Annotated in this window: 12 protein-coding genes; 5 read left to right on the top strand and 7 right to left on the bottom strand. The window is 61.2% G+C overall.

Features of this window, described 5'->3' with window-relative positions; translation table 11 throughout:
- Positions 1-7 precede the first annotated feature (7 nt).
- From hemE to SynMEDNS5_RS03865, 7 genes are all read right to left on the bottom strand, one after another.
- A complete protein-coding gene (gene hemE / locus SynMEDNS5_RS03835; RefSeq protein ID WP_186584699.1) occupies positions 8-1,066 on the bottom strand; it encodes a uroporphyrinogen decarboxylase in 1,059 nt (352 codons plus the stop codon).
- A 118-nt stretch (positions 1,067-1,184) separates the two neighbouring features.
- Positions 1,185-3,470 carry a 1,4-alpha-glucan branching protein GlgB gene (gene glgB, locus SynMEDNS5_RS03840; protein ID WP_186584702.1) on the bottom strand — a complete coding sequence of 762 codons (2,286 nt, stop codon included), beginning with the start codon at positions 3,468-3,470 and terminating at the stop codon, positions 1,185-1,187.
- Between the two features lie 78 nt (positions 3,471-3,548).
- Entirely contained in the window at positions 3,549-4,295 is a 747-nt protein-coding gene (locus SynMEDNS5_RS03845; protein WP_186584704.1) for a DUF3887 domain-containing protein, read from the bottom strand.
- 23 nt (positions 4,296-4,318) lie between these two features.
- Positions 4,319-5,923 carry a CocE/NonD family hydrolase gene (locus SynMEDNS5_RS03850; RefSeq protein WP_186584713.1) on the bottom strand — a complete coding sequence of 535 codons (1,605 nt, stop codon included), beginning with the start codon at positions 5,921-5,923 and terminating at the stop codon, positions 4,319-4,321.
- Positions 5,913-6,158 carry a hypothetical protein gene (locus SynMEDNS5_RS03855; protein WP_186584715.1) on the bottom strand — a complete coding sequence of 82 codons (246 nt, stop codon included), beginning with the start codon at positions 6,156-6,158 and terminating at the stop codon, positions 5,913-5,915. Before SynMEDNS5_RS03855 ends, SynMEDNS5_RS03850 begins: the two co-directional genes overlap by 11 nt.
- A 108-nt stretch (positions 6,159-6,266) precedes the next feature.
- Positions 6,267-6,671: a DUF4332 domain-containing protein gene (locus SynMEDNS5_RS03860; protein WP_186584717.1), complete on the bottom strand. Its 405-nt coding sequence runs from the start codon at positions 6,669-6,671 to the stop codon at positions 6,267-6,269.
- On the bottom strand, positions 6,668-7,111 hold the full coding sequence (locus tag SynMEDNS5_RS03865; RefSeq protein ID WP_186584719.1) for a Ycf51 family protein: 444 nt from the start codon (positions 7,109-7,111) through the stop codon (positions 6,668-6,670). Before SynMEDNS5_RS03865 ends, SynMEDNS5_RS03860 begins: the two co-directional genes overlap by 4 nt.
- Before the next feature lie 64 nt (positions 7,112-7,175).
- On the opposite strand from SynMEDNS5_RS03865, the gene SynMEDNS5_RS03870 reads away from it, so the two are divergent.
- The 5 genes from SynMEDNS5_RS03870 to SynMEDNS5_RS03890 all read left to right on the top strand — a co-directional run bounded on the left by SynMEDNS5_RS03870 (position 7,176) and on the right by SynMEDNS5_RS03890 (position 14,889).
- Positions 7,176-11,606: a translocation/assembly module TamB domain-containing protein gene (locus tag SynMEDNS5_RS03870; protein ID WP_186584728.1), complete on the top strand. Its 4,431-nt coding sequence runs from the start codon at positions 7,176-7,178 to the stop codon at positions 11,604-11,606.
- A gap of 3 nt (positions 11,607-11,609) precedes the next feature.
- Positions 11,610-12,500 carry an ROK family protein gene (locus tag SynMEDNS5_RS03875; RefSeq protein ID WP_186584730.1) on the top strand — a complete coding sequence of 297 codons (891 nt, stop codon included), beginning with the start codon at positions 11,610-11,612 and terminating at the stop codon, positions 12,498-12,500.
- Positions 12,501-12,570: 70 nt separating this feature from the next.
- Complete coding sequence (locus SynMEDNS5_RS03880; protein ID WP_186584732.1) at positions 12,571-13,878, top strand: glutamate-5-semialdehyde dehydrogenase; 1,308 nt, start codon at positions 12,571-12,573, stop codon at positions 13,876-13,878.
- Positions 13,878-14,267, top strand: coding sequence for a dihydroneopterin aldolase (locus tag SynMEDNS5_RS03885; protein ID WP_186584734.1), 390 nt, complete (start codon positions 13,878-13,880; stop codon positions 14,265-14,267). Before SynMEDNS5_RS03880 ends, SynMEDNS5_RS03885 begins: the two co-directional genes overlap by 1 nt.
- Position 14,268: 1 nt before the next feature.
- A complete protein-coding gene (locus SynMEDNS5_RS03890; RefSeq protein WP_186584736.1) occupies positions 14,269-14,889 on the top strand; it encodes a triacylglycerol lipase in 621 nt (206 codons plus the stop codon).
- The last annotated feature ends 67 nt before the right edge of the window (positions 14,890-14,956 follow it).

The following is a 14,956-nucleotide window of genomic DNA, read 5'->3' on the forward strand; positions in this document are numbered from 1 at the left end:
ATCGTGCTCAGGCGAGGGTGCCGATTCGGTCCATCACGCTCTTGCCGGAGCGAAAGAAGGATGCGCCATTTTCTTCAGGGGTCCCGGGAAGGATTCCGTGACCGAGATTGAGAATATGTTTGCGGCCCCTGGCCTTGCGCACACAATCGTCGATTCTGGCTTCGATCGCTTCCGGCGTTCCAAAGAGCAGGCCGGGATCCACGTTGCCTTGCACACCGATGTGCTCGGGAAGCCGGGCCAAGGCTTCAGCCATATCCACGGTCCAATCGAGGGAGATGATGTCCACCCCGGTGGTGGCCATGCGCTCGAGCACCCCTGCACTTCCAGAGATGTAGAGGATGAAGGGTGTGTCGGGATGGGTCTGCTTGACCAGATCCACCACCTTTTTCTGATAAGGAGCTGCGAAGGTGTCGTAATCCGCGGGGCTGAGCTGGCCGGCCCAGGAATCGAACATCTGCACCACCTGGGCGCCGGAATCGATTTGGTAGCGCAGGTATTGGGCAATGGATTCTGCGAAGTGATCGAGCAGCTTGTGCAGCAGGGCCGGTTCCTGAAAGGCCATGGCCTTGATCACGGCGTAGTTCTTGCTGCTCTTGCCTTCCACCACGTAGGCGGCCAGGGTCCAGGGAGCGCCGACGAATCCCAGCACAGCCGCCTGGTTGCCCACGCTGTCCCGCAAGCGTTTGAGAACCTCACCCACAAAGGGCATCGATTCGCTGGGATTGAGGGGGCGGAGAGCTTCCACCTGCTGAAGGGTGCGGATCGGGTCACCGATCTGGGGCCCTTTACTTTCGATGATGTCGAAGTCAATACCCATGCCCGGCAGGGGCGTGAGGATGTCGGAGAACAGGATCACGCCGTCGGGCTTGAAGGCGTTGAAGGGCTGCATGGAGATCTCGTAGGAGAGATCAGGGTTCTCCGACCGTTCTCGGAAGCTCGGGTACCTATCGCGCAGATCTCTGTAGATCTTCATGTAGCGGCCGGCCTGACGCATCATCCACACCGGAGGACGCTCCACCGCCTCACCGCGGGCTGCGCGCAGTAACAAGGGCAGTGAGTCGCTCATCAAGCTCTTTCGACGTAGCCGGAAACTTACCTGAGTGATGCATGCAAAAAGCCCCGGAATGCTTCCATCCCGGGGCCTTCGTCATATGCGGAGAAATTTCTCTAACCGAGAGGGTCGGTCAATCTTGAACCGGATTCAGGCTCCTTTTGGGATCGTGTTTGAACACCATAAGGCTCAAGGGAGGCAGGCAAAGGTCGAGAGAGTTCTCGTAGCCGTGGATCCCCCACTCTTCAGTGGGCTTTCCGCCCATGTTGCCCAGGTTGCTGCCACCGTATTTGCTGGCATCGGTGTTGAAGATCTCTTCGTAGAACCCAGCCAGGGGAACACCGACTCGGTAGTGAGAATGACTTTGAGGCGTGAAGTTGGCCACAACAACGAGCCAGGTACCGCTTGTGCTTTCCCGACGCATGAAGCTGATCACTGAGTGGCGGTTGTCGTTGCAGTCAATCCACTGGAACCCAAACTGATCAAAGTCATCACGCCAGAGGGCGGGTTCGGCTTTGTAGAGCGTATTGAGGTCATCGACCATGCGCTGAACACCTTGATGGGGCTCGTAATTGAGGAGATCCCATTGCAGATCCCCCCACACGTTCCATTCAGCTCTTTGGCCGAACTCCATCCCCATGAAGATGGTTTTCTTGCCTGGGTGCGTCCACATGTAGGCCAGTAATGCCCTGGTGTTGGCGTACTTCTGCCAGTCATCCCCTGGCATTTTGTGCAACAGATTGCTCTTGCCATGCACCACCTCGTCGTGGCTGAGGGCAAGCATGAAATTTTCCGTGTAGGTGTACCAGATGGAAAATGTGATGTTGTTCTGGTGAAACTGGCGGAACCAGGGATCAAGCTCGAAATAATCGAGCATGTCGTGCATCCAGCCCATGTTCCACTTCAGGTTGAAGCCAAGGCCACCAATGTCCGTGGGCTGGGTCACCATCGGCCAGGTGGTGGATTCCTCCGCAATTGAGAGGGCACCTGGAAAGTGCTGGAAGAGCACGTGATTGGCCTGCTGGAGGAACTGCACAGCCTCAGTGTTTTCCCTGCCGCCGTGTTCGTTGGGAAGCCATTCGCCATCCGGGCGCAGATAGTCGCGGTAAAGCATCGATGCAACAGCGTCCACCCGGATGCCATCGATATGGAACTGGTCAAACCAGAACACCAGGTTGGCAACGAGGAAGTTGCGAACCTCATTGCGGCTGTAGTTGAAGATCAGCGTCCCCCATTCCTTGTGCTCGCCAATTCTTGGATCGGCATGCTCATAGAGATGGCAGCCATCGAAGAAGGCGAGGCCGTGTCTGTCTTTGGGGAAGTGGCCTGGTACCCAATCGATGATCACGCCAATGCCTTCCGCATGGCAGCGATCCACGAATGCCCGGAATTCATCGGGTGTGCCGTAGCGGCTTGTCGGCGCATACCAGCCGGTGACCTGATAACCCCAGGAGCCGTCAAAAGGATGCTCGGTGATCGGCATCAGTTCGATGTGGGTGAAGCCCCGCTCCTTCACATAGGGGATCAAGCGGTCGGCCAGTTCTGGATAGGTGAGAAGCCTGGCTCCCGGCTTGAGGTCGGCCGCTGGAACTGGAGCACGGGGCGTGCCGTCGGCTTCGATGAACGGCTCATCGGCGGCAGCGTGGATCCAACTGCCAAGGTGCATCTCATACACCGCGATCGGTTGATCGAGGGGGTTGCTGCTGTCGCGCTTCTGGATCCATGCACTGTCGGTCCAGTGGAAGCCATCCAGGTGGTTCACCACCGAGCTGGTGTCTGGACGCACCTCATGCTGGAACCCATAGGGATCGGCCTTCTGATAGCAGTGGCCGTCCTGGGTGCGGATTTCGTATTTATAGAGGTTGCCTTCGCCAAGTTCGGGAATGAACAACTCCCAAATTCCCCCCAGACGCTGTTGCATGGGGTGATGGCGGCCATCCCAGGAGTTCAGGTCGCCGATCACACTCACACTGCGCGCATGCGGTGCCCACAGGCAGAACATCACGCCCTGGATCCCTTGCCGCTCACAGTGATGGGCACCCATCCGACGCCAGATGTGGTGATGGTTGCCTTCTGCGAAGAGATGGCGATCCATCTCCCCCATCCACTCCTGTCGGAACGCCCAGGGGTCGTGCTGTTCGTGGGTGATGCCTCCGCGGTGCACGCGTAATCGATACCCGCAACCTGGGTCATGGGCGACGGAGGCTTCGAAAATCCAGGGGTGGTGAGGAGTCGTCATCCCCATCTCCTGGTTTCCCAGAAGCAAGGTGACATTCTCTGCCTCAGGCATCCACACACGCAGAACCCAGGTCCCATCGTCCTGAGGCTGGGGTCCGAGGACCGCAAACGGATGGTCGTGACGGCACTCGACCAACCGTTGTGCGTCTTCAACCATCCACTCGAGAACAGTGTTGGTCATGCCTTCGGACGCCGCGTTGGCCGGGAGCTTAAGCCGAAATTCCCAACATGAGGCGCACCGAGCTGATGGAGCTGGGGATCAGACCAGATCCGCGGAGAAATCCACGTTGATGATCCGCCCCTGCCGGTTGAAAATCACGAACAGGTTGTCGGTGACCTTGCCGAATTGGATGGTGACCAGAACGAGCTGCTGCTCACCACCCTGGCTGGCCACCAGTGCGCTCTTGATGCGTTTCACACCGCCGAGCAGCCCTTCAAGCTTGGTCCATTTGCGTTGCAGATCGGCCGGCGAAATCTCCCTCTGAAAATCGAGATCGAGGTAGTAGCGGGCAGCCACCCAACGGCCTGCATCCAGATCCTTCACAAAATTGAGTGCCGTCTGCTCGATCGGACGCATCGTGCCGACCCATTTCCAGGCAAGCAGTTTGCCGTCGTCGTCGAGCACCAGCATCAGGGGAACCTCCCGAGTTCCACCGTTGGTGATCGCCACCGTGTCCACCGTGGTGTCGTCCATGCCGGGATTGACGGCCACCACACGGAATGTTTCGATCCCTGGAGCGGATTCCAGACGCTTGGCCACGGCCTCTGCAGTTGTTGCGGCCTGAAGCGGAGAGGACAGGAGGGAATAAATCCCTGCGGCATTCTTGGTTTTGATGGCCTGAAGCAGAGCCGCGGCGGCTTCGGTGGCCTGGCGGGGGCTGAGTCCTGTGCGGGGGGCCTCGGTGGCCTGGCTGAGCAGCGTCTCAGCGCGAGCGGAGGATGCAGGGATCAGCTCAACCGTGCTGGTGGCCAGGGCTGCAGCCAGAAGACAGGAGGTGAGCTTCACGACAATCGTCCGAACAATCGCGGTCAGTCTGCCGGAGTTCCATCGTTGTGGAGCATCAGAAAAGACTCCATCTGCAGCCGAGCTGACTTCAATTGCAACGCGATGCTGATCACCTGGCACCGAAAGTGAGGTGCTCCGCAGAGATGATCCAGCGTGCCTGGATTAACGCCAACCGCTGGCCACGCTGCACCTGCAATGGAGAGTCTTACTCGGTCGCCTGCTTGAAAGCTGGCGAGCATCGGTTGCAATTCAACGCAGCGTTCCTCGCTCTGCCGTGCACGGTCTCCAAGAACTCTCAGAAGACCCGTCGAAAGTTGCTGGGTGGTTGTCGACCCAGCGGGGAGTCTGGAGAGGGTCACGCTGAGGTCGAATCCGGGTTGGTCCGCCGAGGCCTCACAGCTCAGAACCGGACGGCCACGTAGCACCATTGACTCTTGCAGTGGAGCGCTGGTGAAGAGCGCAACATCACTGCGCTGGTCGATGGAGCTGCGGTCGCAAGGCCCGGCTGAAGGACTCAGGTGACCTCCAACGGCCGGGACCGGACGCCAGGGGTCATGCACAACCGTGACGGTTCCACCGGAACCTTCCGACAACTTAAGAAGACGGCCATCGTCAGGGTCCAGGCAGGCCAGGCCATCACTGGCGAGGTGCCAGCCGATCGCGTCTGGTGTTGGGTTACCCGCCACCATCCAGGGCAGGTCAACCCACTGATCACTCCCCTGGTCCCAGAGTCTCAGGAGCTCAGCATCGTCTGCTGCCGCGAGGTCTTGCAGATGACGCCGAAAGAAATTCAGCAGCAGCGCACTGCTTTGAGGCCACCACTGCAGGTGGGTGGCTGGGCCGATGTGCAGTTCAGGACTGCCGCCGGCGGCCCGGGACCTTTCGGCCAGATCAAGTACGCCGCGGAGGTGGGGATCCCACCATCCGCCCAGCAGCAGGAGAGGGCGACGCAACCAGGAGCGTGGGCTGTGATGGTGTTTCCAACCATCGGCTTGGTCTGCAGGCAGCTTCAACCAGCGCAGGGCCATGCCATTGGGATCATGGCGTTCGAGCAGATCAGGGCCATCGCGCAGGTAACGACCGCTCTCGAGGCTTTCACGGATTTCCCCCCAGGCGCTCTGATCCCCCCGTCTCCTGGCCTGCAGTGCCGCCAGCTGCAGACCCCAGCCCAGGCCGAGATGCCACCAGTGAGCGCCTCCCTCGCAGCTCCAATGGGTCTGCTCATCGAGCCCGCACATCGCCGGTGCCATGCAATCGGGAGGCAGGCTGTCTTCCGGGGCCAGCAGCTGGGTCAGGCCCTGATAGGAAAAGCCGTAGAGACCGATGCGACCATTGCAGTCGGGGTGGTTCCGAATCCATTCCAGGGTTGTGGCCGTATCGCGAGCTTCCTGGCTGAATCCTTCGAACACCCCATCGGAGTCTCCCTGCCCGCGCACGTCCTGAACCAGCACCATGAAGCCATGGCGACACCACCACTCAGGGTGAGGCAGGGTGACCGTCGAGGCGATCGCTTTGCCATACGGCTGACGCATCAGCAGGCATGGCCATGGTCCGGGTTCATCGGGTCGCCAGAGTCTGGAGGCAAGCGCTACCCCGTCGCCAGTGATCAGATTGTGATCAGCGAACATCCGGGCAGTGGAGGCCGATCACATAGGTAGCCAGGATCTCGGCATCGGTGGTGCTGAGGTTGCGCTGGTCGGCGAGCCTGCCGATGGACTTGCCTGACAGGGCCGATTTGCCTTTGGCGTTGAGAGCTTTGAACTGTCGGCACAGGGCCTTGGCTTCTTTCGGATTGCGTTTGACGCTCTCAAGAAGGGTGGATTGCGCCGAGCTCGGAGAGGGCACAAGTAGAGCAGCAGCCATGGAGGCAGCGCTCAGTCGAGCCAGAGTTTGGAGGGAGTGCACAGGACCTCCGTCCTTGTTCGACCCTCATTTGAAACGGGTGAGACCACCTGTTGCTCGCCGAAGCGGTCAGTTCGTGTTTTGCCTCTCCTTGGCTTTCAGGATCCAGGTCTTTGCCAAAGCCAGGTCAACCACCGGCGGGCGGCCACTGCGCAGTTGCCGTTCCAAACGCCCAGTCCGAGTGACCAGCTCGGGGGGTGATGAACCCGCCACGGCTGCGACTGTGGCCAGGCCCGCATGCATCAGGAGGGCTGCATCGGCTGGGGCTAGGTCGAGGCAGCACCCTAGATCTGCCATGCCTTTCAGGCGGCGGAGGTTTCGGGCTGAGGCCCTGCCTGAGGCGGCCAGGCGACTGATCTGGGGGTCGGTGAGGTTTTGCACGTCCCCCCAGGTGTTGAATCCTGAAGCCAAGAGCTGAGCCTGTTCATCACGTAGTCCCTGGGGGAGCTCCCTGAGTGGATCGGCGGCGTTCATCCGGGCTCGAAGCTCCGCTCGAGTTCCCCGAGGATGATGGGCCTTGAGGCTCCATCGCCAGCCGGTTGCAATTGACGCAGCCGTACCGACACCACAGCGCTGCTGCGACCTCCGGGCCGCACATTGAGCGCAAGCTGTTCGAGGGTGGGTGCCACCGCCTCAGGTGGGAAATCAACGCTTGCCTGCGCCACCACCAGATCGTCGCCGTTGTCGAAAACAACCGGGACGCGAAGGGCGCCATCCACCTTCACCGTGGGGGTGTAGCTCACGGAAAAGGCCCAGCAGCTCGCCGACAGCAGCAGGGTGAAACTGCTGACCCCCACCAGACGGAACCGCACCCCCCAGCCGGCGATGAAGGCCACGATCGTGAGTGCCGACAGCGCTGCTCCGCCCCAGGCCAGCCAGCCGCTCGAGTTTTCAAGCAACTCCGGTAAGGGCATGGGGTGGTGTCTCAACGATGTGCTCCTTATATTGCGTCGGCTTCCAGCCAATTGACGGAGATTGATGCTCGGAAGCGGTCCCGGGGGACGAACCAACAACGGGATCGTCAAGAGGCTCGGCATAGCTCTGATCGGCGGTTTCGTTGTCTGGATTGCTGCAGATCGCATCGTTTCGACTGTGTTCGATCGACTGCGCCCTGGCCTCGAAGAGCAGGTGGGCAAGCCCCTGGGACACCCTGTGAGCATCGGCACCTATCAGGGGTTGAGCCTGCGTGGGATCACGGTCGGCCCCATCAAGGTGCAGCGTGGTCGCCGTGATCAGTCCACTGCATCGGTGCAGCAGCTGACGATTGGAGTGAACCCCCTGGCCAGTCTGCAGCGGCTTCGGCCGGTGGTGACTGTGGGCGTCAAGGGAGCCCAGCTCGACCTGCGTCGCAATCCTCAAGGGGCGTACTGGGTGCTCGGTCCTCAGCCCAAGGGAGGCAAGCCGCCTCGCCTGGATCTGGATGTTCGGCTGACGGATTCGGCGCGACTGCAAATCGCACCGGCTGGATTAGCGCTCCGTGCAGCGGGACGGACATCGGTTCGCCTCGATGAGAATCGAGCTGACGTATCCCTGCAGGTGGCACTGCCGGATCGTGGACGGATCACCCTCCAGGGCCGGGGGCGTTGGGTTCGACCGGAACTGCAGCTGAGCACTCGCCTGGAACGGATCCGTTTGGAGCGTTATCAGGGGCTTTTGCCAGCCAAACTCCCCGTGCAACTGCGGGGTCAGCTGGGCGGAGATCTGCGTCTGGGCTGGAGGCAGGGACAGGCGAATTGCAGCGGGGGGATTTCCCTGGTTGGCGTTGAGGTGAGCGGTGAACCTCTCGACCAAACCCTGCGCTCGAAGCAACTGAAGATCAGCTGCCGTGGCAACGCTCTGTCGATCCCCACCAGTGAGTGGGCCTATGGAAACTATCGAGCCGATCTTGGCGGTCAGGTGCGCCTGAATCGCGCCTTCGATCTTCGTGGTGGCCTCCGGGAGCTCGGGCAGGACAGGCGCGTGGCCTTCCGTTTGCGGGGCGATTGGTATCGGCCGAAATTTCAACTTAAGGGCCGCTGGGCTCTGCCCGAAACGGTGGCTCTGGATGGGCCTCTGCAGTTGGCTGTTCAGCTGGGAGCTGATTGGCGTAATAACAAGGCCTGGACGGCCCAGCTCGATCGTCTAGATCTGCAAGCGCCGGGTGTGGCGTTGCAGGCGCGGGGGATGCTGCATCCTCAGCTTGATGTGACCAGCAAACAGCTCACTCTCGCGGGCCCGGCCTGGAAGAGACTGCCGCTGGTGCCTGAGTTCCTGGGGGCGAAGGTTCCTCTCCAGGGGCTGTTGAAGCTTCGAGGAGAGACGGCAAAACCCGTTATCAGTCTCGATCTCGCTCAGGCCAGCAATCCTCTCCTCGAGGCCTGGTCACTGAAGGCTGGCTGGAGCAGCGAAACCGGTCTTCTGCGGGTCGAGAACTTCCGCAGTCCTGACCTTCAAGCCCAGGCCCGTCTTCCGCTCGCACTTGGCGCAGAGGGCCTGGAAATCGGCGATCTGCAAGCTGATCTGAGGTTGGATCGCTATCCGCTGAAGCGCATCGGTCCGCTGCTTGGCACCCCAATGGATGGATCGATCAGCGCATCCGGACAGGTGCGTGGTCCGCTTCAGGCGCTTCGACCCGATCTCAACATTGCTGTCAATGAACCCCGTGCCGGAACGATTCGCCTGGTCGAGAACTGGAATGGACGCTTCGCAGGGCTGGCCGGAGGGGGTGGTGTCCTGACCATGGCGTCCGTTGGCGCGGTGGTGCAGGGGGAACTTGAAGCCAGGCTTGGTGCGAACTGGCTCCCGAATCGGGTGCTTCTGACCCGGCGTGGCGGGCGCATGGAGATGACCGGAACACCAGCGGCGTACCGCTGGATGGCGAAGGGACTCTCGATCGATGGAGTGGAGCTGGCCTTGCCTCCGAAGCAGCGCTGGGAGGGGCTCTATGGCCGGCTGAGTGGAGAGGGGACATTGGGACTGCAGCCATTGGCGATGGAGGCTGATCTCAGCCTCCATCGCCAATGGCTGATGGGTCTCCAACTGCGTCAGATTCTGCTGAGTGGTCGCTACAAGGATCGTCGCTATTCCATAACCGGTGAGCTCCTTCCACCGGATACGGGCCAGATCACGCTCGATGCCACAGGTCGACTAAATGGTGCCTTGGATGCCCATGTGGAAGCACGAGGACTCAGTGCCCGCTGGTTGACCAACAGCGCGCTCAGCCTGCCTCAGCTCAACGAAGAGCTGCCGGCCTCCATGGGGACGGCCACGGATCTGGGCACCCTGTTGGTGAACACCTTTGGGGGAACGCTTGACGGTCAGCTGCAGGCCCTTCGCGACGCCAGGGAGGCCCTGCTGAACGCGACCAAAACGAGCCGTGATCGCGATCCGCTTCATCTCAAGGATCTGAGAGGGCAGGTGGATGCGGTGATCGATGTGAAAGGTCCCAGGCTGAGTCGCCTCGATCTTGATCTCAAGGCCAGGGGCCATCTCTGGATCGAAGGACAGGACCAGGACTACGCCCTGCAGATCAAACCCTTCATCGCCAGGATCGAAGGACCGATCCAGGGCGGGGAAGGGAGTTTCTCATTGGAACATCTCCCTTTCAGCCTGCTAGCCCTCGTGGCTCCTGTCCCGCCAGCTCTTCAAGGGGCTGTTGGGCTCACGGGCCGCTACAAGCTGGACGGTGCATCACCCGAGCTCAGCACCGATCTCAAGCTGGAGGATGCGCGGGTTGGTGACAAGCCGATCGCTCTGGAGCGTGGGCAGGTGCTCTTTGAAAACGGAGAGGTTTCGCTTGACCTGGCGCTCAAAGCGGAGCAGGCGGCCGAGCCTGTCACTGTCACCGGCCGCATTCCGCTGGGCCCTGATCAACCTCTCGATGTGAGGGTGGTCAGCCTGGGTGACGGACTGCGTTTCCTGACCGGTTTCACCGGGGGGCTGGTGTCTTGGACCAAGGGAGATGCAGACCTGCGGCTCCTGCTGAGCGGACCGGTGTCGGCGCCTGAAGCCAATGGCTACGTGGTGCTGAAAAATGCCTCGTTCAAGGCTCAGGACCAAAAGTTGTCCCAGGTCAACGGGTCAGTCGTTTTCGATTTTGACCGGCTGGAGGTTCAGTCCCTGAAAGGTCGCGTCGGATCAAGCGGTCAGCTCAAAGGCAGTGGCGCCCTGGCTCTGCTCCGCCCTGCCCCTGAAGCCAAGCCGCTGCGACTGCAGTTGGAGAAGGCTCGGATCAAGCTGCCGATTGCAGACGTTCAGGTGGGTGCCGATCTCACGATCACTGGGGCCCTGGTGAAGCCTGATGTCGGCGGCAGTCTGGAGATCAGCGATGGCGCGATCCGGCCAACACGCTCGATGTTGGTGCGTCCCAAGAGCAGGGCGGAGTCCAAGCTTCTGCCCACGGCTTCCGTCAAAGGCGGTGATGCGCAGATTGTGTCTGCGGATGCCCTGCTCGAGCAGAAATGGAACTTTGAGGATCCTCTGGTGTTGCTGGGCCCAAATATCGAGGCGGATAGCAGCCGTTCGCTGAAGGCCTCGCTGCCGAATCTTCCCTTTCTCGGGTTCAACGATCTGCGACTCAGGCTGGGTCCCAAACTCAAAGTTGAGGTGCAGCCCCTCGCCAACTTCACTACGGCGGGGCTGCTGACCCTGAACGGTGCCCTGGACCCAAGCCTGCAGCTGCGTGGTGTGGTGCAGCTGCTCACCGGGCGCGTGTCGATGTTCACGACGACGTTCAACCTTGATCGTCGCGCTCCCAATGTGGCGGTGTTTACACCTTCCCTCGGTCTGATTCCCTATGTGGATGTGGCCATGACCAGCAGGGTCTCCGACAGCGTGAACCTGGGGACAGGCAGCAACGCAGTCTCCAGCTCAGTGTTCGATACCAATGGCCTTGGAACTCTCGGCGGTGGTGGCCAGTTGCGTTTGATCAAGGTGATGCTCACTGCCGCTGGGCCTGCTGACCGTTTGGCTGATGCCATCAAGCTGCGCAGTTCTCCGCCGCTGCCCCAGGCGCAGTTGCTGGGTCTGATCGGTGGCAACTCCCTGGCCGGCCTTTCCGGCGCCGATGCCGGTGCGGCTTTGGCGGCAGTTCTCGGCCAGTCGCTGCTCTCTCCAGTGCTCGGCACCTTGACGGATGCCTTCAATCAAAGGCTGCAGTTCGCCCTCTATCCCACCTATGTGACACCGACTGTGCAGAACAACCAGGAGCGCACCTCCGGACAGGTTCCTCCCCAGCTGGCTCTGGTCACCGATGTGGGCGTGGCGCTCACTGATCGCTTCGATTTCTCAGTTTTGGCTGCCCCTGACCGCAACGACATTCCCAGCCAAGGAACACTGACTTACCAGCTCAACTCCAGAACGAGCGTGTCCGCCTCCGTGGACACCCAGGGCACGTGGCAGTCTCAGCTTCAGGTTTTTCTGCGCTTCTGAGTCATGGCTGAGCCCTGTGTTCTGGGGGTTGATATCGGCGGAACCGCCCTCAAGCTCGGCCTGTTCAGCGCGGATGGCGCCTTGCTGGCTGATCTCCAGCGACCCACGCCTCAACCGGCAACACCGGGATCCGTGTGCATGGAGCTGGTGGAGGCGATCGACATGCTCGATCCGGAGAGGAAGGCTGAACTGGTGGGGATTGGGCTTCCCGGACCGATGGATGCAGCGGCCCGGGTGGCGAGGGTGTGTATCAATCTGCCCGGATGGGAGGAGGTTCCCCTGGCCGGATGGCTGGAGCCACGCCTCAAGCGCAAGGTCACCCTGGCCAACGATGGCAACTGCGCTCTGGTGGGAGAGGCCTGGAAGGGGGCTGCCCGGGGGTTTCAGGATGTGGTGCTCCTCACCCTGGGCACTGGCGTTGGCGGTGGGGTGATGCTTGGAGGCGCGCTGTTCACTGGCCACAACGGTGCCGCTGCAGAGCCTGGTCTCATCACCCTCGACCCAGAAGGCCCTAACTGCAACAGCGGCAATCAAGGATCGCTCGAACAATTCGCCAGCATCAGCGGCCTGGGGCGTCTCAGCGCTGAGGATCCCGCCGTTCTTGCTGAAGCTGCTGCTCTCGGTGATGCCGAGGCTCTGGCGATCTGGCGTGAATACGGCCGCTTGCTGGGGATCGGGATCACGTCGCTGGTGTACGTGTTCACACCACAACTCGTGTTGGTGGGTGGAGGCCTGGCCGGAGCCAGTGCTCATTTTCTTCCAGCCGTTCGCCAGGAGGTGGCTCAGCGGGTCCAGGCCGTTTCGAGGGAAGGTCTTTGCATCGAAGCCTGTGCCCTGGGAAATGGAGCCGGTCGTCTTGGCGCAGCCCGGCTCGCTTTGCAGCGCTTGGGCTGACCGTCGAGATGTGTTGACTCCTCCAGACCCTCGGCATTGATGATGGCCTGAGTGAGAGTCGCCCTCAGGTATGAACGAAGTCCCAGTGCCGTCCCCTGAGCTGTTGCAACGGGCTGGCGCCGTGCGTCGGGCTGCGGTGGATCTGGGGATGGCTGACGATGGTCAGCGCATGGAGGCTTTGCAGGCCATGGCTGAGGCCCTGGCTGATCGCTCTGATGCCCTCGTGGCAGCCAACCGTGAAGATCTGGAACGCTCTGCCGCCGAGGGACTGGCGCCCGCCTTGATGGCCAGGCTGAAGCTCGACGCTGCCAAGCTTGAGGGGGCGATCGATGGCATCCGCAAGGTGGCCAGCCTCAGGGACCCCCTCGGCCGGCGTGACCTTCACCGTGAACTGGATCAAGGCCTTGCGCTGGAGAGGGTTTCAGTGCCTCTTGGGGTGCTGGGTGTGATCTTCGAGGCGCGTCCTGACGCCGTGATTCAGATCGCCTCCCTGGCCATTCGCTCCGGTAACGGTGCCTTGCTCAAAGGGGGCAGTGAAGCCCGATGCACCAATGAAGCGGTGATGGAGGCCCTCAAGGCTGGGCTGGCTTCCAGTGCTGTCTCCCCGGATGCGCTCGCTCTGCTGACCACCCGTCAGGACAGCCTGGCCCTGTTGAGGCTGGATGGTTTGGTTGATCTGATCATTCCCCGTGGCAGCAACGAACTGGTGCGGTTCATTCAGGACAACACCCGGATTCCCGTGCTGGGTCACGCGGACGGAATCTGTCATCTGTATGTGGACGCGGCAGCGGATGTGGACAAGGCTGTTCGGGTGGCGCTGGATAGCAAGACCCAGTACCCGGCGGCATGCAATGCCATCGAGACCCTGCTGGTGCATCGCTCTGTGGCCGCCTCCTTTCTTTCCGCTGCCATCCCGGTGTTCCGCAAGGCGGGGGTGGTGCTGCGTGGCGACGCCGCCAGCGTCGCGCTGGGAGTGTCTGAACCAGCGACGGACGATGACTGGCGCACTGAATACCTCGATCTGATCCTGGCGGTGAAGGTGGTGGAGGATCTGCCTGAAGCCGTTGAGCACATTCGCCGTTTTGGCTCCCGTCACACCGAGTGCATCGTCACGGAGGATTGCACTGCTGCTGACCGCTTCCTGAGCTCCGTCGACAGCGCCGGGGTTTATCACAACTGCTCCACCCGGTTTGCTGATGGTTTTCGCTATGGGTTCGGCGCTGAGGTTGGCATCAGCACCCAGACGCTTCCACCCAGGGGGCCTGTCGGTCTGGAGGGTCTGGTGACCTATCGCTACCGATTGCGTGGTGATGGCCATCTCGCCGCGGACTACGCATTGGGTGCCAGCAGCTTCACGCACAAGGATCTGCCGTTGTGATGTCGGCTTCGATCCCTCTTCATTCCCTGGATGTGATCCGCGTCGATGATCTGCGCCTCTGGGCCCATGTGGGAGTGCTGGAGCATGAGCGCAGGGATGGGCAATGGTTCCGTTTAGATCTTGCTTTGCATCTGGATCTCTCCAGGGCTGCGGCGTCGGATGCGCTTGAGGCCACGGCTGACTACAGCCTGGGTGTGACCGCACTTCAGGCGCTTGCCGCTGAGATTCGTTGCGAAACGATCGAACACTTCAGCGAACGGGTCTTCGAGGTCTTGGAGAGCCTTTATGGAGCCCTGCCGATGCATTTGCGCCTCAGCAAATGTTCCCCACCGATCGCTGGATTCACCGGTACGGTGACTGTTGAACGCTGGCGAAACCGGCCGTCCTGACATGACCTCTTCGGTCAACGCGCCGTTGCCCGCGCGGCGTCCGCTCATACTTGTTCATGGGCTCTGGGATTCACCCCGTCTTTTCAATCGGTTGGTTCGCCGCCTGGATGCTTACAAGTGGCCTGTGCTGGTGCCCCACCTTCCCCATCGCTTGGGTGCTGTTCCACTGTTAACCCTTGCCGAACAGCTGGACGATCACATTCGCCAACGCTGGGGAGATGACGCTTCTGTTGATCTGCTGGGTTTTTCCATGGGGGGCATCATCAGTCGGGTCTGGCTTCAGCACTTGGGGGGTGCCCGGAGAACCCATCGCTTCATCAGTGTGGGCAGCCCGCAGCAAGGCACGCTCACGGCGCAGTGGATTCCCCGCTGGTTGTTTGCTGGGCTGGCCGATATGAAACGCGGCAGTGCTCTGTTGCGTTCCCTGAATGCCGATCCCTCGCCACTGCGTGACGTCGACTGTGTGAGTTATTTCTGCCGCTGGGATCTCATGGTGGTGCCCGGATGGCAAGCCCATCTGCCCCTCGGAACGGTGCGGAGCATTCCAGTGCTGAGCCATCAGCAGCTGGTGGCCCATCCCCGTTCTTTGGATGTTCTTCTGCAGACCCTTCTGCGTGACTAAGTGCTTGCGGACTGGTGACACTTTCTGTGAGCGAGGTCACACTTGGGTGTCGTCGAGTGTGCGCCGC

It is taken from the genome of Synechococcus sp. MEDNS5 (assembly GCF_014279875.1).
Classification (GTDB): Bacteria; Cyanobacteriota; Cyanobacteriia; order PCC-6307; family Cyanobiaceae; genus Synechococcus_C.

Bases quoted from the DNA above. Each gene is read 5' to 3' on its own strand.
- hemE (WP_186584699.1), bottom strand. From the start codon at position 1,066: ATGAGCGACTCACTGCCCTTGTTACTGCGCGCAGCCCGCGGTGAGGCG.
- SynMEDNS5_RS03865 (WP_186584719.1), bottom strand. From the start codon at position 7,111: ATGCCCTTACCGGAGTTGCTTGAAAACTCGAGCGGCTGGCTGGCCTGG.
- SynMEDNS5_RS03870 (WP_186584728.1), top strand. From the start codon at position 7,176: ATGCTCGGAAGCGGTCCCGGGGGACGAACCAACAACGGGATCGTCAAG.
- SynMEDNS5_RS03890 (WP_186584736.1), top strand. From the start codon at position 14,269: ATGACCTCTTCGGTCAACGCGCCGTTGCCCGCGCGGCGTCCGCTCATA.
- SynMEDNS5_RS03855 (WP_186584715.1), bottom strand. From the start codon at position 6,158: ATGGCTGCTGCTCTACTTGTGCCCTCTCCGAGCTCGGCGCAATCCACC.
- SynMEDNS5_RS03885 (WP_186584734.1), top strand. From the start codon at position 13,878: ATGTCGGCTTCGATCCCTCTTCATTCCCTGGATGTGATCCGCGTCGAT.
- SynMEDNS5_RS03850 (WP_186584713.1), bottom strand. From the start codon at position 5,923: ATGTTCGCTGATCACAATCTGATCACTGGCGACGGGGTAGCGCTTGCC.
- glgB (WP_186584702.1), bottom strand. From the start codon at position 3,470: ATGACCAACACTGTTCTCGAGTGGATGGTTGAAGACGCACAACGGTTG.
- SynMEDNS5_RS03880 (WP_186584732.1), top strand. From the start codon at position 12,571: ATGAACGAAGTCCCAGTGCCGTCCCCTGAGCTGTTGCAACGGGCTGGC.
- SynMEDNS5_RS03875 (WP_186584730.1), top strand. From the start codon at position 11,610: ATGGCTGAGCCCTGTGTTCTGGGGGTTGATATCGGCGGAACCGCCCTC.
- SynMEDNS5_RS03860 (WP_186584717.1), bottom strand. From the start codon at position 6,671: ATGAACGCCGCCGATCCACTCAGGGAGCTCCCCCAGGGACTACGTGAT.